Source organism: Candidatus Bathycorpusculum sp. (assembly GCF_009778815.1).
GTDB lineage: Archaea > Thermoproteota > Bathyarchaeia > Bathyarchaeales > Bathycorpusculaceae > Bathycorpusculum > Bathycorpusculum hydrogenotrophicum.
In genome coordinates this window covers 43,144-61,274 of record NZ_WRFL01000001.1, presented here as the reverse complement: position 1 = coordinate 61,274, position 18,131 = coordinate 43,144, and the positions used below count along the sequence as shown (strand labels likewise).

At 43.6% G+C, this 18,131-nt stretch carries 18 protein-coding genes; 8 read left to right on the top strand and 10 right to left on the bottom strand.

Annotation, left to right across the window (positions count from 1 at the left end):
• Positions 1 to 54: 54 nt before the first annotated feature.
• Both FWF39_RS00290 and FWF39_RS00285 read right to left on the bottom strand, forming a co-directional pair.
• On the bottom strand, positions 55 to 573 hold the full coding sequence (locus tag FWF39_RS00290; protein ID WP_343381429.1) for a hypothetical protein: 519 nt from the start codon (positions 571 to 573) through the stop codon (positions 55 to 57).
• Positions 536 to 853 carry a hypothetical protein gene (locus FWF39_RS00285; RefSeq protein WP_343381428.1) on the bottom strand — a complete coding sequence of 106 codons (318 nt, stop codon included), beginning with the start codon at positions 851 to 853 and terminating at the stop codon, positions 536 to 538. The genes FWF39_RS00290 and FWF39_RS00285 overlap by 38 nt, the downstream gene beginning before the upstream one ends.
• 254 nt (positions 854 to 1,107) lie before the next feature.
• Here FWF39_RS00285 and FWF39_RS00280 point away from each other — a divergent pair, with 254 nt between their 5' ends.
• On the top strand, positions 1,108 to 2,709 hold the full coding sequence (locus FWF39_RS00280; RefSeq protein WP_343381427.1) for a DNA-directed DNA polymerase II small subunit: 1,602 nt from the start codon (positions 1,108 to 1,110) through the stop codon (positions 2,707 to 2,709).
• On the opposite strand, the gene FWF39_RS00275 is transcribed toward FWF39_RS00280, so the two are convergent.
• Entirely contained in the window at positions 2,701 to 3,930 is a 1,230-nt protein-coding gene (locus FWF39_RS00275; RefSeq protein ID WP_343381426.1) for an orc1/cdc6 family replication initiation protein, read from the bottom strand. The genes FWF39_RS00280 and FWF39_RS00275 overlap by 9 nt on opposite strands.
• A gap of 796 nt (positions 3,931 to 4,726) precedes the next feature.
• Between FWF39_RS00275 and FWF39_RS00270 the strand changes: the two genes are divergently transcribed.
• The gene (locus FWF39_RS00270; protein ID WP_343381425.1) at positions 4,727 to 5,158 is read left to right on the top strand and encodes a hypothetical protein; all 432 of its coding nucleotides are present in this window, start codon (positions 4,727 to 4,729) and stop codon (positions 5,156 to 5,158) included.
• 63 nt (positions 5,159 to 5,221) lie between these two features.
• Here the strand turns inward: FWF39_RS00270 and FWF39_RS00265 are convergent, their stop codons facing one another.
• From FWF39_RS00265 to FWF39_RS00250, 4 genes are all read right to left on the bottom strand, one after another.
• Positions 5,222 to 6,118 (bottom strand): helix-turn-helix domain-containing protein, encoded by an 897-nt coding sequence (locus FWF39_RS00265; protein ID WP_343381424.1) that lies wholly within the window; start codon positions 6,116 to 6,118, stop codon positions 5,222 to 5,224.
• A gap of 272 nt (positions 6,119 to 6,390) precedes the next feature.
• Complete coding sequence (locus tag FWF39_RS00260) at positions 6,391 to 6,870, bottom strand: hypothetical protein (RefSeq protein ID WP_343381423.1); 480 nt, start codon at positions 6,868 to 6,870, stop codon at positions 6,391 to 6,393.
• A 511-nt stretch (positions 6,871 to 7,381) separates the two neighbouring features.
• Complete coding sequence (locus tag FWF39_RS00255; protein ID WP_343381422.1) at positions 7,382 to 8,314, bottom strand: carbon-nitrogen hydrolase family protein; 933 nt, start codon at positions 8,312 to 8,314, stop codon at positions 7,382 to 7,384.
• On the bottom strand, positions 8,226 to 9,059 hold the full coding sequence (locus FWF39_RS00250) for an NAD+ synthase (protein WP_343381486.1): 834 nt from the start codon (positions 9,057 to 9,059) through the stop codon (positions 8,226 to 8,228). The genes FWF39_RS00255 and FWF39_RS00250 overlap by 89 nt, the downstream gene beginning before the upstream one ends.
• 102 nt (positions 9,060 to 9,161) lie before the next feature.
• On the opposite strand from FWF39_RS00250, the gene FWF39_RS00245 reads away from it, so the two are divergent.
• The 3 genes from FWF39_RS00245 (at position 9,162) to FWF39_RS00235 (ending at position 13,289) form a co-directional block, all read left to right on the top strand.
• On the top strand, positions 9,162 to 9,422 hold the full coding sequence (locus FWF39_RS00245; protein WP_343381421.1) for a hypothetical protein: 261 nt from the start codon (positions 9,162 to 9,164) through the stop codon (positions 9,420 to 9,422).
• A gap of 113 nt (positions 9,423 to 9,535) precedes the next feature.
• The gene (locus FWF39_RS00240; protein ID WP_343381420.1) at positions 9,536 to 12,982 is read left to right on the top strand and encodes a DNA polymerase II large subunit; all 3,447 of its coding nucleotides are present in this window, start codon (positions 9,536 to 9,538) and stop codon (positions 12,980 to 12,982) included.
• Positions 12,983 to 13,115: 133 nt separating this feature from the next.
• Positions 13,116 to 13,289: a hypothetical protein gene (locus tag FWF39_RS00235; RefSeq protein ID WP_343381419.1), complete on the top strand. Its 174-nt coding sequence runs from the start codon at positions 13,116 to 13,118 to the stop codon at positions 13,287 to 13,289.
• Here FWF39_RS00235 and FWF39_RS00230 read toward each other — a convergent pair.
• The gene (locus tag FWF39_RS00230; protein ID WP_343381418.1) at positions 13,286 to 13,573 is read right to left on the bottom strand and encodes a MazG nucleotide pyrophosphohydrolase domain-containing protein; all 288 of its coding nucleotides are present in this window, start codon (positions 13,571 to 13,573) and stop codon (positions 13,286 to 13,288) included. The two genes, FWF39_RS00235 and FWF39_RS00230, sit on opposite strands and share 4 nt — an antisense overlap.
• Before the next feature lie 252 nt (positions 13,574 to 13,825).
• On the opposite strand from FWF39_RS00230, the gene FWF39_RS00225 reads away from it, so the two are divergent.
• On the top strand, positions 13,826 to 13,996 hold the full coding sequence (locus FWF39_RS00225) for a preprotein translocase subunit Sec61beta (RefSeq protein WP_343381417.1): 171 nt from the start codon (positions 13,826 to 13,828) through the stop codon (positions 13,994 to 13,996).
• A 155-nt stretch (positions 13,997 to 14,151) separates the two neighbouring features.
• Here FWF39_RS00225 and FWF39_RS00220 read toward each other — a convergent pair whose 3' ends face one another.
• A complete protein-coding gene (locus FWF39_RS00220) occupies positions 14,152 to 14,457 on the bottom strand; it encodes a hypothetical protein (protein WP_343381416.1) in 306 nt (101 codons plus the stop codon).
• 317 nt (positions 14,458 to 14,774) lie between these two features.
• Here FWF39_RS00220 and FWF39_RS00215 point away from each other — a divergent pair, with 317 nt between their 5' ends.
• A complete protein-coding gene (locus FWF39_RS00215) occupies positions 14,775 to 15,611 on the top strand; it encodes an NAD(+)/NADH kinase (RefSeq protein WP_343381415.1) in 837 nt (278 codons plus the stop codon).
• Positions 15,608 to 16,141: a hypothetical protein gene (locus tag FWF39_RS00210; protein ID WP_343381414.1), complete on the top strand. Its 534-nt coding sequence runs from the start codon at positions 15,608 to 15,610 to the stop codon at positions 16,139 to 16,141. Before FWF39_RS00215 ends, FWF39_RS00210 begins: the two co-directional genes overlap by 4 nt.
• Here the strand turns inward: FWF39_RS00210 and FWF39_RS00205 are convergent.
• Complete coding sequence (locus FWF39_RS00205; RefSeq protein WP_343381413.1) at positions 16,138 to 17,946, bottom strand: DUF2070 family protein; 1,809 nt, start codon at positions 17,944 to 17,946, stop codon at positions 16,138 to 16,140. The genes FWF39_RS00210 and FWF39_RS00205 overlap by 4 nt on opposite strands.
• Between the last annotated feature and the right edge of the window lie 185 nt (positions 17,947 to 18,131).

Here is an 18,131-nt window from a genome sequence, read left to right as displayed (position 1 = left end):
CGCTAAATAGTTTTACCGATGCATATAACCCATAAACATTCCAACGCAGGTGTATTAAATCCGCCTGTAAAGACTGCCAGCCCTGTGTCGCCTTAAAAACAAAAACAAAAACAAAACAACTGCAACTAACACAGGCACCACAACTAATGCCACAAACAACAGGAACCGGTAATATGAAATCAGGTTCAAAATCAACCGTAAAAACAATAGTTTCTGAAACCCCCACATTACCAAAAAATCCTCCGCAAAAACAGTCACATTATGAACCCCACCCGACAAATCTGATAAAGCAGTATTCCCAGCAAAAATCACATTATCGCCTCCATCAACACAATAATACAACAAACTAAATGGCCGATCCACAACAAACTCCAAATCAACACCTGACACATTATACACCACATCTAACGGCGAAACCATCCCAATGGTTGGTATAGACCGATAACCAAACGGCACATACGCCTCAACTAAAGCACTATAATGTGTATAGGGATAAACTGAAACATGTATATACCCGCCAATTACGTATAAAATATCATCCACAACCACCGTACCAAAATCTAACCGAGGCATAGGCATACCTCACCAATTGTCCAAGCACCATATCTGCAAAATTATAAGCCTGATTAGTCAACACCTCCCCCCGAGTACTACCCGGCGCCGAGCCCACAAAATAGACTCTTTGAGGAGCAAAAACACCTGAGGTTACCAAACCCAGCCCATCACAAATAACCATAGGCCCCGTTGACTCATCACTCCAAACATCTTTCTTAGGATCATAAACCAAAACTTTCGGCTCATAACGGTGGGGCCCCAAATAGAATTCAGCTGTAACTACAAGCTTTTCATCCATAACAAACAAAACAGGATACGGACCCTGCACCGAACTGGAACTCCGGGGACTGGCGGGCATTTGGGTTTTTTCAACCCAAGAATCAGTAAGGAGATCATATCGAAACAGCTGAGAGCCCAGTAAAAGTAAGTTAAACCTATCGCATGCCCTAATAGTTTTAGCGCTGACTCCTAAAAGTGAATCGGCAAACGCAAAACAGTAAATAACTCAAACACAATACTGGCTAAACACTAATTAAGCATCACATGGGCAGAATGATGAGTGCACAGGATAAACTCCAAAGAGCCATCGAATCAACTATAACAGCAGGCTACCAATTAAACAGCGAAGCCTTTGAATTTCTCATCCAAAACGCAGAAGTCAACGATCCCCTTGAAATTATGACGCTGGCAATTCAAAAACTTGAAGCACTAACAGACAAACCCATGTTTATCGAACGGGAGTTTCTTGAAGCAATTATACAACAAGCGACCGCAACCGTTGAAGAAACAATCAAAAAACACATCCAACCATCATCGCCACCACCCACGTCAGAACCAAACTATTCTGAATCAACAGTAGTACGCTTTAACGGCTCAGATAGCGATTTTTATCCCTATGCCAAAGACATCCCCTCAGAACTCAAAATTCTCGAAGATGCCACAGGCAAACTAACCTCCAATGGTACTCTTCAAGAATACAAAGGGCTCTTCCAAGACCGCTTCAAACGCTTAGAGAAAATACTCAGACAGCGAATGGATGTTAGAGCCGCCACACCTATTGTGGAAGCACTCAAATCACAGCCTCAATCCAAACTTAAAGTTATATGCATGTTAACTGAGAAGCGAGACTCCAAAAATAGCACTATACTCTCTGTAGAGGATCTGGGGGGCAGTGCAACTATTCTAGTACCACAAAAGGCACCCGAGGAAGTTAAAAGAAAAGCGCTTATGCTTCTACCCGACACTATTTTCTGTGCGGCAGTTATCAAGACTAAAACAAATCTCTTGATGGTTGAGGACATTATTTTTCCCGAAGTGGGCAGAAAAGTACCTCAGCATGCACAAGAACCGGTCTATGCAGTCTTCACCTCAGATATTCATGTTGGCAGTACAAAGTTCAACAAAGAAGCCTTCAAACGTTTCATACTTTGGCTCAGAGGAAAATATGGAACCCCTGCAATGCGAGAGATAGCAGGCAGAGTAAAGTACCTCTTAATTGCTGGGGACATCGTGGATGGGGTGGGTATCTATCCAGGGCAACAAACAGAGTTAACCATCCGTGACATACATAAACAATATAATTTTGCAACTAAATATTTAGAAAAAATTCCAAATTATATAGAAATTGTGCTCTCACCGGGTAACCATGACGCCGCACGCAAATCCCAACCCCAACCCGCCATCCCAGAGGGTTATCTTACATCTATCAAAAACAAAACAAACATTCACTCTGTTGGAAGTCCATGCTATCTCAGTTTACATGGCATTGAAGTTTTGATGTTTCATGGTGTGAGTCTAAATGACATAATTGGAGTTGTACCAGGCATGGACAATGAGCATCCCGAAAAATCAATGCGACTACTGATACAGTGCCGCCATCTAGCACCGGTATATGGTGGGAAAACCATGCTCTCACCTGAGAACCGTGATTATCTTGTTGTCGACCAAGTTCCAGACATATTCCATGCCGGCCATACTCATGTCAATGGTCTTTGTAACTACCGTGGAGTTTTGGTGGTGAATTCAGGCGGCTGGCAGGAACAAACTGATTATATGGAAAAACTAGGTCTAGTTCCCACCCCAGGAAAAGTCCCAGTGATAAATCTGCAAACAAGAGAAACTGCAGTTCTAGATTTTATAAATCCGTTATCCTGAGTTTTTGTTGCTATTTTTTGAAGAGGAGGCAAACAATTGGCTAAAGCGGTTATCGCCGCCAAAAACATCGCGGATTAAACCACGACTGATTTCAAGCCGGATCTTTTTGGTTCTGCCATAGCGGCCCATGCTGACAACTTTGGCGTTAACCAACCCCATGGAATCAAGTTCGTTAACAAGGGTACCTAGGCGTCTTTGTGTCAGAAGTCCTGCGCCCATTTCGCCGCATAATTCGTTGTAGACATCATAGATTTCGCCTGTGGTAGCGCTGGGTTTGTTTAGGTGATATACACTTAACAGCACCAGTTTTGAGTGGAGAGTTAGATTTTTGAGTGCTTCGATGACACGGTTGTGTTCGATGTGTTTTTCGGCTTGGCGTACATGTTCTTCGGTTACGCCTTTTGCACCTTGGCGTTCAGCTACTTCGCCTGCAACCCGCAATAGATCTAGGGCACGTCGGGCGTCGCCGTGTTCGGCGGCAGCTAGAGCTGAGGAGATACTTAGGGCTGAGTCAGAGAGCACGCCGTCTTGGAAAGCAAGTTTGGAGCGTTCGAGGAGTATGTTGCGGAGTTCGCCTGCGTCGTAGGGGCGGAAAACTAGTTCTTCTTCGCTAAGTGAACTAAAGACGCGGGGATCAAGGAATTCTTTTAATCGTAAGTCGTTTGATATTCCGATGATGGAAACTTTACTTTTATTTAGGGTTTCATTGATGCGGGTAAGTTCGTACATAAAGGCGTCGCCGCGGTCTTTGATTAGTGAGTCTACTTCATCGAGAACTATTATGAAGATTATGCGGGATTGATCCAGTCCGGAGCGGAAGCGATCAAAGACTTCGCCAACAGAGAGACCTGTGAAGGGTATGCTTAGGCCTACGCTTTGGCTAAGACTTGCAAACACGCGGTATTCTGAGCCGACCATTCGGCAGTTGATGTAGCAGAATTTTACTTGAGCGCCGTACTCTTTGGCTTTTGATTCTAGATGGCTCAGAACGTATTTGGTGACGGCAGTTTTGCCTGTGCCGGTTTTGCCGTAGATAAATATGTTTGAACAACGGGCATCTTTTAGGACAGGGGCAACAGTTGAACCTAAGAGGCGGATTTGGTCTTCTCGGTGGGGTAATTTGTCTGGTAGATAATCATGTCTTAGAACTTCACGATCTTTAAACAGCCGTATGCCATTGACAAAGCTGTCAAATACGTCATCTAATACTGAGTTTCCCATATTGCCCTATCGTCCTTTTCCACAGAGGTACAACCGTTATTTCGAGTGGAACAGATAAAGGATACAGTACAAAAAACTGGTTTGAGTACAAAACATTTCTAAAAGAAGAGGAAAACAGACAGCAACCAAGAGAACACACACCCCAAAGTTTCTACTGGAGAAAAAAATCGTTAAAGTAGTTTGGTAATAATAATAATGAATAAGATTATACTCTTTGTAATAACGCAGAATTATGTATATTAATTCTTCTTGTCCAAAAACTTAGACAAACCTGCTGTGAATATTTTTTCTGCCTCGCCTGACTTCTTTTTTGCCTAAAAATCTTCGAGCGGAAATGGAGGGGTGGCTCTGTGGTTCTAAAACCATGGAAAAACGGCCTAAAAGTAACGCTAACCAGCTTGGACTGGATCTGTCTGGAATTTTTTTGCCTAATGATCAACATGTAAAGTTTGACCGAACTTCACAGCTGATTTTCTGTTCACAAAACTGTGAATGCTTGTAAATCAGTAGTAAATCTGACGTTTTAATATGCCTGTTTTGTTGAAAAATATCCTAATTAGGTCAGTTTACAGTGAACAAGGCACCCCTACACTTCTACTGGAAATCCTAAACCAAACCGTCAAGTTAGCTATTTCACAAATCTGTTTTTCTGTGAAGCTGGTAATTCTGAAATAAGTACAAAAACAGCTTAATTAGTGATTTTATGTCTGAATTATACTTTTTTTTATTGCTTGTTTCACCATCACAGTTATAAGGTGTGAAGTAGAGATATTGTGAACAACCTATAGGTGAAAGTGTGCCGGCTCGTAAAATGCGTGTTGAGCTCTTCGACAGCGATGGGAATCGATATACCATTGCTTTTGAGGGTCAAGTGACCCGCGATAAAGCTCTGCGTCTTCTTGATTTAGTCGAGTTGTTAGGCGGTGCACCAAACGAAAACCCAGTTGTCAATTCCAGCCCAGCGATGCCTAACCGGCAACTATCACGTTTTGAAAAGGTTCAACATGTTGTCCAGAAAAATTTTCCATTGATCTGGTTCACTTCCAAAGACATCCAAACCATATATGAAACAGAGCTCAAAGAACCAGTTAGTCTAAGCACCATCTCTACTTATCTAGCACGTATGGTCGACAAAGGCATGTTGCTTAGAACCGGCAATTCAAACAGCCTCAAATATAAGGCAGCACCAAATATTGCACCAGCAATTAAACAACACATCATAAAGTAGCACTTCACAGCCGTTCACAACTGTTCACAGTTCTTCACACAGTTCTAAGAACAAGGTAGTGTATTAAATCGCAGGATTTTCTACTTTTTGTAGTAGTGCTTCCATTTCTTTTTTTATACTATAGCGGAAAGGAAGTTTGCCTGCTTCTCTCTCTAAATAGCCGTCCTCATAGAGTTTCTTCATTAAGCGTGCAGTATGCTCCCGGCTTAGATGTACCCTCTCTTTAATTTCTGGTGCTGTTTTCGATCCTTCTTTGGAGAGCATTTCTAAGACTTGAATTTCAGTATCTGTTAATGCTGCTAGTGCTTTATCACGTTTGATAGGTATAGGCGGTAACATGACTTCAGTTGCAAACTGAGGTTGTGGCGGTGGAGTAGCGGCTAACTTTTTGAATTGTTCTTCAAGGTCTGATATTTTGCTTCTAAGCGCTCCCTGTGTAGCGTCTATGTCCTTTAGTTTTACTTCCAGACCAGACAACCCTGAGAGCACATTTGAATTATACTGCATACTCTCTGTTTGACTATCTGTGATCTCTTGCGATATAGTATTATATGATTGGATGAGCACATCTAACTGAGTTTCCATTGGTTCTATTTTACGCTCAATTGTCTCTGCTTTTCTGTAACTCACATCTGCAGTCGTATAGCTTCCTTCAACCTTTGATACCATTGTGTCAAACTTTGCTGATTCACGTTTAAGTTCACGATCAAAACTTAGCACAATATCTTCGAGGAAATCTTTGGCTTTCTCGTATTCCATGTTGGCTTTTTCATATTCCATGTTGGCTTTTTCATATTCCATATTGGCTTTCTCGTATTCTTGATGTGCCATTCGGATGTGTTTATAGTACTGATATCCTGCTACTACAGTGACAGTTGCTAAAACGACCAAGATTACTATTGTGAGATCAACCGTGATTTTTCCCTCCGTGACTTTAACTGTGATTTGAATGTGACTCAACCGTGATTTTTATGTGATTTTAACAGTTGCATCACACATCACAGTATTCTCCATGGACTTTTAAGGTTATCGGTGATTCCTTTCATGGAAAGTATGACATCACACATCACAAATTGTATTAAAGCTCCGCTTCCAGCCTGTATCCATGGGTTGAAAAGTCTGTAAATTAGGTCTCTTTAGTTAATTGTCGCTTGGATAAAGCTTGTTTTTGAAGGGTTATTTACTTCCTAAAAAAAGCAAAAAATGATGGGAAAAAACTGTGATTTGTGACGTCACAAAGGGCCTTCTGAGGTGCTAGAAAGCCGTTTTAGGCTCGTTTCTAGCTCATTTCTGATGATTTCTATGACTTTTTGATGGTCTTTTAGTTCCCCCTCTTTGCTTGGTACGTTCTGGTGCGCCTCGACATATTCGTGTAGTTTATTTGCTATTTCGAGATACGGGTCAAGAGTTGTACTCTCAAAAACACCCAAATACCCCAAAAGTAACACTGTATAGATGGATTTAATGACGTTTTCACGGGACTGTTTTAAAGTCCTATTAAAGCTACCGCGGCTTATTTTCGCCTTTGTTAGTCGTAATGCGGCTTTATCATCGTACTTTAGCTGTTTGTCCGACATATTTTCGGATAAAACGTCAATAAGCAGAGTTTCGAGCTGGACTTTCGTTAATTGGCTATTTTTGGCTAATATTTTGACAATGGGGTCATTTAATGCCCCATTTAACCAGACTGTTACACCGTCTTTTAGCTTCAAATTACAGTATTCCTCCATAGTCTAAATGGATACAGATTTGTATACTAACTCATGTTTTTATCCTTTCAAAGCCCTAAAAACCCAAATTACAGCTATATTTGAGTTCTAAATATGACTAAATCAACCATTATTCAGCTAAATAACTCTGTAAATCTGATAATTTAGTATTTAACGTTTGATTTATGCCAGTTGACATAGAAAAGGTTAATTTCTCGGTATTTTTTTACGCCATTACACCTGAACTTTACACAAAAAATGCACTTTTGCAAACGCCCTAAAGCCTATCCCTGTCCAATTTTAACATCTCTAGCGAAATAAAACACACTTTTTTAGCCCCGAACTAGCACCAAAACACACGCCAACATGCTAAACCTCACAGGTGATATTGTAAAAACAGCCGTGACATCACCTAATCACGCCCAAATCACGCTTATTTCACCCTAAATCACAGACATCACATCCCTGTGATGCGCCTGTGATGCAGTTTCCAAGCATCAACCTTATATGCGAGCTAAATTTCCTCAGAAAACTGCCTAAGTTTTTCATAGAGTTCCGGACGCAAATCCCGCAAAGCAGGAATAAACGCCTCAGCCATCCGCAAATCCGAAAAATCAACCTCGCAAATCACAAGATCTTTCTCATTATACTTGGCCACAGCTAAAACATCCCCCGTAGGACCCACAAGACGGCTCCCACCCCAAAACTGCAGACCATCCTCCACACCCACAAGGTTAACGTAGGCCAAATATGCCGTATTTTCCAAAGCTCGAGCAGAAGTCAAGATTTCAAAATAGCCACGACGCATCGCCGGCGAAGCAGAAATACAAACAATAAGTTGTGCCCCCTTTAGTCGGGGTAACCTAAACACCTCAGGAAAGAAAATATCATAACAAATCGTTAAACCAATGTTGCCGATACTGGTTTGGAACACCGCAGGTTCATATCCCGGACGGAAATACCGTTTCTCTTCAAACGCACTATGGGTAGGCAAATACATTTTGCGATATTTGCCAATATATCCTTCCGGACCCACAAACACAGCGGTATTGTAGAGTGTAGCCTGTGTTTTCTCGCTCAGCTCCGGCATCCCAAAAATCACATGTAAACCCGTTTTTTTGGCTAGTTCCTCAACTCTTTGAACTGAGGGTCCCGGAATTTGTTCAGCTTGCTCATAAACCTGGTCATGAAGAACATAACCTGTAAGAGACATTTCAGGAAAAATCGCTAAATCTGCTCCCTGCTCTTTTGCTTTAAACATTAATTCTTCAAACTGAGCAAGGTTTCCTTCTTTGTTTTCCCGTTTACTGCTGATTTGACAGAGGGCAAGCTTGATTTTGGTTTTCATGATCACTTCTCTAGTAGGTGTGTCTTGGGAGCCTAAAATCATTTCCCACCGTTCGGAAACCAAGTTTAGGCGAAAGAGGTAATCTGCGTTTATGCTCATTTGCCAGCCATCGAGCCTTAATCCTATCAACAGCACCCTGCTCAATTTCTAGCTCTTCAGCGATTTCCTGAGGTTTCATGAACCGCTCAAGCCCATAGAGAATAAGATCCAGGGTTTCATACTTGATTTCCAGTTCTGATTCCGCAAGTTGCTCCGGCCACAATGCAGGCGTTGCAGGCTTTAGTGCCAGCACTTTTGGGATTCCCAGATGCAGGGCTAACTTGCGTACTTGACTTTTATAGAGATCAATGTTTGGCGTGATATCGGCTGCCATATCACCCCACTTCGTAAAGTATCCCATCATAGTTTCAGATTTATCTGAAGTGCCGCAAACGATGCGATTTTGATTGTTAGCATAGTAGTAGATAAAAATCATACGCGTCCTGGCTTTGATGTTTCCTCTACAGAGACGATTGGCATGGTCAAAGGCAGGGATACTTTTGTAGATGCCGTTTAGGGTTTCTGTTATGTCACAGAGCTGTGTCTGGATATGAAATTGATCCGCGATGGCGATGGCATCATCGAGATCTTTTTGTTTGTTGGTTTCTTTTTCTGGAAGCATAAGCGCTAAGACATTCTCGCCGCCCACAGCTAAACTTGCCAATGCCGCGGCAATTGCGCTGTCTACGCCCCCGCTTAACCCCAAAACGATGCCGTCTGCTCCCGCGTTTTCAACATATTCTTTGATGAAGCGGCAGATTCTTTTCTCTACCTCCCCAAAATCCATCTCCAATATAGAAGGCATCAACTTCACAATATACACATCCTATTCATGGTGAGTAGGCAAGTATTTAAGGACAGGCATAAATATTATCCACCATCATTTGATAATAAAGAAGGATATTATATGGGGCGAAGACGCAAAAAAGTTGTTCACATACCACGAAGAAAATTGCCAAAATTCTTCTCCTGCCCTATGTGCGGAAAAGAAACCGTACGTGTAGAAATCTTTAGAGAAGAAGGCGGACGCTCCGTTGCCAGATGCAGTAGTTGTGGGCTCGAAGAAGAATTCACAATCAAAGCACCGCAGAGCGAAGTTGACGTCTACTGTATGCTAACCGATCGAATTTATGGCCCTACAAAAAAAACCTCCACCACAAACCCCTAGACATATAACAGCAACAATCAATTCGGTCTTTGATCTTCTTTTATATTATTTCTATTTGTATTCGAAACCAAAATAACTCTCAGTGTATATTTTGGCTGTGAGTTGCTGACCGTTTGAACATAAGCAAGGACTACCAAACCTACATCCAAACCATGGAAACCGAACTCAAACATCTTTACACCATAAGCGACAGCGCCCGATCAGTAGGCTTAGATCCTGCACTAAAAACAGAGTGCATCATAGCCCAAGACATCGCCGATTTGGTTGAGGGACTGGTTGGACCCAAAGGTGTTGCTATTAGCATTCGCGAACTCAGCAAAACTATGCCCCGCGAAGAAATTGCTTTCTATGCCGCTAAAGAAATCGCACAAGGCAAATTCGCCCAAACGGATGAAGAAAAATCACCCGAAAAACTAGCCGAGCAAGCTATCCGTACCGCATTAGCAATTTTTACTGAAGGTTTAACCGCTGCACCAATTCAGGGCATCGCACAAGTAAAAATCAAAAAAAACGCTGACCAAACCCGCTATCTAGGCATCTATTTTGCCGGTCCTATACGCTCAGCCGGAGGCACCGATCAAGCTCTAACCCTTGTCGTTGGCGACTATGTACGACGAGAACTAGAGTTAGACGTTTATAGGCCAACCGAAGAAGAAATCTCTCGCTTCATAGAAGAACTCAGACTTTACGAACGCTCCGTTGGCCGCTTCCAATATCACATCCCCGACGAAGAACTCCGCAAAGCACTCAACCTTGTACCAGTGGAATGCACAGGTACAGAATCAGACCCTGTTGAGGTCTCTTCTTATCGTAACCTCGAACGAGTCGAAACTAACCGCGTCCGAGGCGGCGCTCTGCGCGTAATAAACGACGGTATCGTCGGACGCGCATTAAAAGTCCATGTCATCATCGACAAACTTGGCTTCTCAGGCTGGGAATGGCTCAAAAACTTTAAGAAAAAATCTGAAAAAAAATCCGGCGGCTTTATGGACGACGTAATTGCCGGGCGCCCCATCTTCGCATTCCCCTCAACACGTGGCGGTTTTAGACTCCGATATGGTCGATCAAGAAACACCGGACTCTCAGCAGTAGGCATCCATCCTGCCACCATGCTTGTTGTGGAGAGCTTTCTAGCCGCTGGCACCCAAATGCGCCTAGAACTCCCCGGCAAAGGCGGCGTTACCATGCCCGTAGACAGCATCGAGAAACCTGTGGTGTTGCTCAAAGATAACTCGGTCGTTAGAGTATCACTTGAGAACTATGAATCCACCGTTAAGGGCAAAATCCAAAAAATCCTCTTCCTAGGCGATATGCTCATTGATTTTGGAGACTTTCTCTACAGCAACAAAGCACTTCCTCCCTCAGGATACGTGGAGGAATGGTGGACAAAAGACCTCCAAAATGCACTCACAAAATATAGCGGCAACTACCAAAAAGCCGCCCAAGACTGCCAAATCCCAGCTGAACGTCTCGAAGACTTCATAGCTGATCCCTTTCAAAACAAACCCACAACCAAAGAAGCCGTTGCCCTTAGCCAAACTTTTGGTATTCCCCTTGCACCCAGCGCAACCTTCTACTGGACAAGCCTCTCAACACCTCAAGAAGTAGAACCGTTACGCCAATGGCTCCAAACAAGCCAAGTGACCCTAACCAACAATGATGATGCTGATGGTGATTCATCAACCATCACAATGATTACCGGCATAGCAACTGAGGATGCTATAAAGTCGCTTCGCAAAATTTTCGCTCCCCACAGCATCATTGATGGAAAACTTGTTATGAGCGGCGAAGATGCTGCGATGATGGCTTTTACTCTTGGCTATGGGACCCCTAGACTAACTGAAGCCCTGCAGGCAACCACTGTACTGGAATTGCTAAGTGCATTGTGCGGTGTTGAGGTTAAAGATAAAGCTCCAACCTATGTGGGTGGTCGTATGGGTCGACCCGAGAAAGCCAAACACCGTGAAATGCGTCCCATGGTCCATGTCCTTTTTCCTGTAGGCCTAGCAGGTGGTTCCCATCGAGACTTTTGTGAAGCCGCTAAAAAAGGACCCGTTTTTGTCGATTTAGCTAAGCGCAAATGTCCCGATTGCAAAACCTACACCCGAAAAATAAAATGTGACACCTGTGATGCTCCAACGGTTCCCGAAAAAGTTTGCCCAAGATGCGGTCGAGCCCTAAAAGACGATTACTGCGGCACCTGCAAAGCCGATGCAGTACTCTATCAGCGCCAACCCCTTAACTTTAGAGAACTGCTATCAAATGCAAGCAACAACCTTGGTTGCTCAACGCCTAAAATGTTGCGAGGCGTGAAGGGCCTAACCAACGCTGACAAGATGCCTGAAATTTTAGAGAAAGGTATTTTGCGTGCAAAACATGGCGTATCCACCTATAAGGATGGTACCATACGCTTCGACGGTACCAACGCGCCTCTCACTCATATCACACCGGTTGAAATCGGGGTATCCATTGAAAAGATGCACCAAATGGGCTATCATGCCGACACCCACGGCTTACCCCTAACCGATCCCAACCAAGTTTGCGAACTAAAAATCCAAGACGTCGTTATCCCCTGGAGCGCCGGTACATACCTGGTGCAAACCGCTAACTTTATCGACGAACTCCTCACCCGGGTCTACAAACTCCCCGCTTTCTACAACGTTACAAAACCCGAAGACATGGTTGGACACCTAATCTTTGGCTTAGCCCCCCACACCTGTGCTTGCATCTTGGGTCGAGTGGTGGGTTTCACAAGCCGCAATTTAATCTATGCCCACCCCATCTGGCACTCCGCTAAACGTCGAGACTGTGACGGTGACGAAGACGCCATCATGCTAGCTCTTGATACACTGATTAATTTCTCTCGCAACTTTTTACCCGCCCAAATAGGCGGTATTATGGATGCACCCATTCTGCTTATCCCCTTTGTAAACACCAAAGAAGTACAACGCCAAGCTCACGATTTCGATGTCAGTATAACCTATCCTCTGGAATTCTACAAACAAACCCTAATCAAAGGTGAAGCCCGTCTCATTAGCACCTTTATGGATGTTGTCAGCCATCGACTAGGCACTGAAGGCCAGTTTGAAGGCTTCCAATTTACCACTCCTTGCACCAATATTAATCTGGGCAACGCCAATAGCAGTTACAAAGAATTCAAATCTATGACTGATAAGCTCAACATGCAGCTGGGGTTGGGCGAAAAAATCGATGCTGTTGATGCCAAACGGGTTGCTCTAAAAGTCCTCAACACCCATCTGATGCGTGACATCGCTGGAAACATGCGTGCCTTTTCCACTCAGGGATTTAGATGTAAATCCTGTAACGCAAAATACCGTCGTCTCCCGCTTGGCGGCAAATGCACCCGATGCGGCGGCGCTCTTACCCTAACTGTCTATCGTGGTAACATTGAAAAATATCTTAAAGCCGCTCAACAACTAGTCGATAAATATGGGTTGCCCAACTATTACACCCAACGCATGAACCTTATCAAAGAGGAAATTACTTTGATGTTTGATAACAAAAAACCCAAACAGGCCACTCTCTTTGACTTCAAATAGCTAAGTTTTTCAAGCATAGCTGTGCACTAATTGTGTGGTGAGGTAAATAAAGCAAACTTGGCATCCCAACGCTTATCTGAAAAGCATCCGAAATATTCGAAGCGGGCTTTCGGCTCGAACTAAACTTTTAGTGTTGCTTGACAGAGAGCCCTTTAGTGCTGCTAAACTCGCTCAAACATCCAAATTGACCTATAGTGTTGTGATGTACCATCTGCGGCTCCTAAAATCTGAAGGCACAATAGAGCGCAGAGGTAGCCGCCGTTACGTTTGGCTCTCCTCTGGTCTGGGACAGAAACGTCTTGGCTAAAATGTACACTGACAAGGCGATGAATCGCATTTGGGACATTTATTTGGATACTTTGCTAACGTTGCCTTTTCAAGGTCTATGCCCATAATGTTTGCCAGCGATGCCAGCCAAGCGATGACATCGGCAAATTCTTTCTCGGTCGCTTCGCGGTCGTTGCCTTTGAGTTCTGCACCTAACTCTTGCACTTCATCTACCAGCCAGTTAAAGGTGCCCTGGGTACCACGTGCACAATCGCGCTCAAAATAGAGTCGCTTCATCATTTCTTGAAATTCACTTATCTGCATAGCGTAACCTCGCAAGAGTATTTGGTGGGTGGTTAGAGTTAAATGGTTTTTCTGTGTTGGTTGATGCTTTTGTATACCAACCAAAAACTAAACGTGTAGACTGGCTGGTTGTGACGGGTGGAGTTGTTGAAGTGTGATCAAAGCTGTTTTCTTTTCATCTGGTTGTGGTTGTTTGATTGTGGATTTTTGGCATAAGCTTAATTAGTTTAAGCCTGTATTAGACATGTATTACACTCTTAGGATACGATATCTATGGGTATGAGAAAACGTAAGAAGGAAGGCGGACCAATGCCTGCTGCAAGTGCAGGTTTGCTGAGGTTCTTCGAAGAAGAAACTGAAGGCATAAAAATCCGCCCTGAACTGCTTGTTGCTTTAGCAATTTCACTGATTGTTGTTTCAGTCTTGGCAAAAATCTTCTTCTAAACTAATTTCTTTCTTGTTGTTAACAACTACTTCGTTTTGTTAGTTCTTTTTTAATTGCCTCAAATTCGAGGTAATTAACATCTGAATTTGTAATTCTTTCTCACAGACTTAGCTTTAACTGAGCTATGGTTATGTATCCAATTTTGAATAATGTTCTATTTTTCTCTGTTGCTTCGGGGTTGGGTGGGCGGTAGGATTTCTATTCTTTGAACGGTGTTTAGGTTTAGGTACATCTCGCCTCTTTCTTCTCGGCTAGCTACCTGTGGAACTGGTTGTGCCATTGTGGATCGCAGAACAATTACGTCTGTATCAGAGAGCCAAATGCCTGAGAGGTGCCCTTGAGTGACCGCTACTAAGGTGCCTTCAAAACCGTAGGAGGGGTCGAGAATAACTTGAATTTTTTTGCCAACATTTCGCTCCAGCATGTAGAAGATGGAGGGGGGCAATTCTTGCTCGGGCATAGATAAGACTTCAGGGAATAGTATTGATGGCGATTATGGGATAAAACCCTATCTATGCTTGGCCATGTTGGTTTTAGGGCTCTAACCAGCAAACCTTCAAATATTTACGGTTAACTTTGCCATTTTTATGTTAAAACAGTGTTGTTGACTTTTTTAGGTTATAGTTATCAATGTATTTCCTGTCAAAACCCAAATACTTGTGCCTACTTAGAAACGCTACCGGTTGTGTGGCTGAAAATTTTTAACGGCTAAAACCCCCCTTTCTTACGAACGTTAATATAAGATAGGTTCACCCGTATTTAGCAGTGGTGAATAATATGTTCAAAAGCGTTGGTTTAGTCTCCCGCTATGACAAAAATCAGGCGCTAAAACTTTCTGATACGCTGGCAGAGTACCTTGCCCAGAAGGGATTAAAGGTCTACATAGATGATTCCCTTGCCGGTAAAATCACAAGCAAAGAACAATTCATCCCCCTCGCCGACATGAACACCGATTTTATAATAACCATCGGTGGTGATGGCACCATACTACGGGCTGCCATGAACGCACCAAAACCCGACACGCCTCTTCTAACTGTCAATATGGGTGTTCGAGGATTCTTAACCGAAATCGAGCCCCAAGACGCCTGCGCCGCAGTGGACCGCATTCTAAATGGTGACTATCATATAGAAAAATCTGCAAAAATGGCTGTATGCGCCGGTAAAGAAATCCTCCCTGATGCCCTAAACGATGTTGTCATCTCCACAGGCGAACCCTCCAAAATTCTATATGCCGACATCTGCAAAGATGGCAAGCCCCTCCTAAAATGCCAAGCTGACGGCCTAATCATAAGCACCCAAACAGGTTCCACCGGCTACTCCCTCTCCGCAGGCGGCCCCGTACTAGATCCTACAGTTGATGCATTTGTACTAACCCCCATTTGCTCTCTAACAGTGTTTCATTCTCTAGTGTTCCCTGCAGATTCCAACCTAACCTTTAATGTACTCAAAGAAAAAATGCTAGTCTTAATCGATGGCAACTATCGCAAACAGATAACCACCGATGAATTGACCCTAAACGTAACAAAATCAAAAAACGTAACATCCTTTATACGCTTTGAAACCAGTTTCTATGATCGGCTACGCAACAGATTACTCTTCAAGGGAACCCAATGACCCAACCCCCTGCAACCACAAAAAAAATCGCTGTGTTAGACACCTCTGCGTTTCTGGGGGGTTTTGATCCTTTTGCAATGAGTTGCGAACAGATAACTGTCCCCAAGGTTGAGGAAGAAATTCTGCGCAACAGCATGGTCAAAATGCGTTTCCAAACAGCCATAGAAAGCAACAAAGTCCAAATTAGAACACCTAGCCCCCAATATGCAACTGAAGCAAAAATAGCCGCTAGCAAAGCAGGCGACTACCACAAACTCTCCGAAACCGATCTACAACTCTTAGCTCTGGCATTTGAACTAAAACAACAAGGCACAACACCACAAATAGTCACAGACGACTACTCTATTCAAAACGTCGCCAAACAACTGGGTATAGAGTTCTCCGCCCAAATCACCTTTGGCATCAAACGTCTCCTTGAGTGGATCCGATACTGCCCCGCCTGCCACAAACAATACCCCGCAGATAGCAAATTTAAAGAATGCCAAATCTGCGGCACCAATCTAAAAAGAAAACCCAAACGCCAAAACTAGAGCAACAACAGCAACAAAACAATAAGCAGCAGTCCCTCAACACCAAAAACTATGGGTGCTGCCTTTTTTGCCCGTACTATCGCCTTATCTACAAGTGTTGTTATGGCATCAAGCCGCTCTTCCCCAATGACTCGAACCTGCGGCACAACAAACTCTACACAACCTGCTTTAGCATCCTCCAAGTTTGCCACAGCTTTTTCGGCTGCCTTTTTTATGTATTTAATAAGCCGCTCATGGTCCATAGCTTCACCCACGGGATGGTATCCTTGACTGCCTGTTGATAGCGCGCTAACGGCATGGGTATCGGTGGTGAAAACTTCACTTTGCGCAAAACCCTCTGCCGCCAAGGCCGCAAGGATTTTTTCACGCAGATGAGGTATCATGTTATTACCATCAATAACGATGTATAACGTTTTTTGTTTCTCAACTTCAACTACAATAGCAGTTATGCCGCCTGTTCCCATACCCTGTTTTAAGGTGAATTCTTTGGGCAAAACCGTAGCGGCGCCAACTCTAAAGGGATTACGCGCCAACTGTGCTACCTGCTCAAGACACTTCACTGCCGCCCGCCCAAGCTCTTCAACGTGCTCCTCAGTATCCACCACTACATCCAAACAGTTATGAGCATTAACCACCATCGCATGCTTAAGCCCATACTTTTTGACTTCCTCACGCACCAACCGACCCAACTCTTGAGGCATATCCTCTGTTGTTTTGGGCGCAAGCGAAAAAGAAAGAAATGCCATATCACCAAAAATTTGACAAGATGCAATCGCAACCCCATCAGTAACCCGCACAAAAGGCGAGGCCAAATCCAAACCCGCTGAAAACTTGGCCGAAGATATTACTTTACTAACTATCCGCTGGTTTTGAGCTTGAGACGCTAAATCCAACTCATGCCCCAAAATACCCAAAGGCGTACAGGCCACACCACCCACTTTTTCTTCAAAGCAACTTTTAAGCATCGATGGCAAAAGACTACTGCCAATATTTTTGAAAGGCCCCGGATGCACCTGAGGAACAATGATCGCCGCTTTAGGCTTAGCACCCTCAAATTTAAGCAACGCTACATCGATATCTGCATTCTCACCCATAGCCTCAAGATGCTTCTCCAGCGGAGCATTAAGACCCGTTGTCCAATTAAGCATAAACGCCTTAAACAGTGGCATAGATGCCAACCCATAGGGCTTTCCCAAACGATCAATGGAACCCAAAAACAGATACACTGCACCGAAACTGATGATTGGTGCCAAGACTATAAACGACAAACCGCCCAAACCAAGCCCCCCTGAGATACCCCACAAAAAAGTCAAAAAAGCAACAATACAGAGAACCGGTTGTAACAAAACTGCTATAACCTGGCGCCATAGAGTGCTCTCAGAGGTTGCCATGACCACAAGCGAACGCAGAGTCAAAATAGCGGCGAAGCCTAAGAGCACAAACTTTGTCCAAGACATACTGTCAAAAAACAAGCCTAAAACCGCACCTAATACCATTACCGCCAACCAGATAAGCCAGCCAACAAATGATGTCGCTGCGGTTCTGCGCAGGATAAATATAGGATCTTCCCTTAGGACAACTTTGCTGATAACCAAATCCGTAGACGTTGTTACAACAAAAAATATGCTGCCCAAAACTAAACTGAGAACGCTACCCGAAGATATGTATGCAGCAAGGCTGGCGCCAACGATACATATAGCGGCAGTGTAGAGAAGAGACTTCTCATAGGAGGGCAGACTAAACAACGATGAATAATGCTTCTTAGCGTTGTACATTGAGCTGCTAAGGGAAGGGTCTGTCTCCATTTTTCAGTCGGCACTATGGAACCCAACAGCACTATTAAAATTTAGCTAGTTATTCCAGAGCTCTTTTGCCCTTAAATAAACTTCATAAAATAATACTTAATGTTTGTTGGTTGAAACGAAAGCTTTAGGATTAAAGCATGTGTATACGCAGTTTTGAGATGCGGGGGAAAGAAATAGTGATAAAA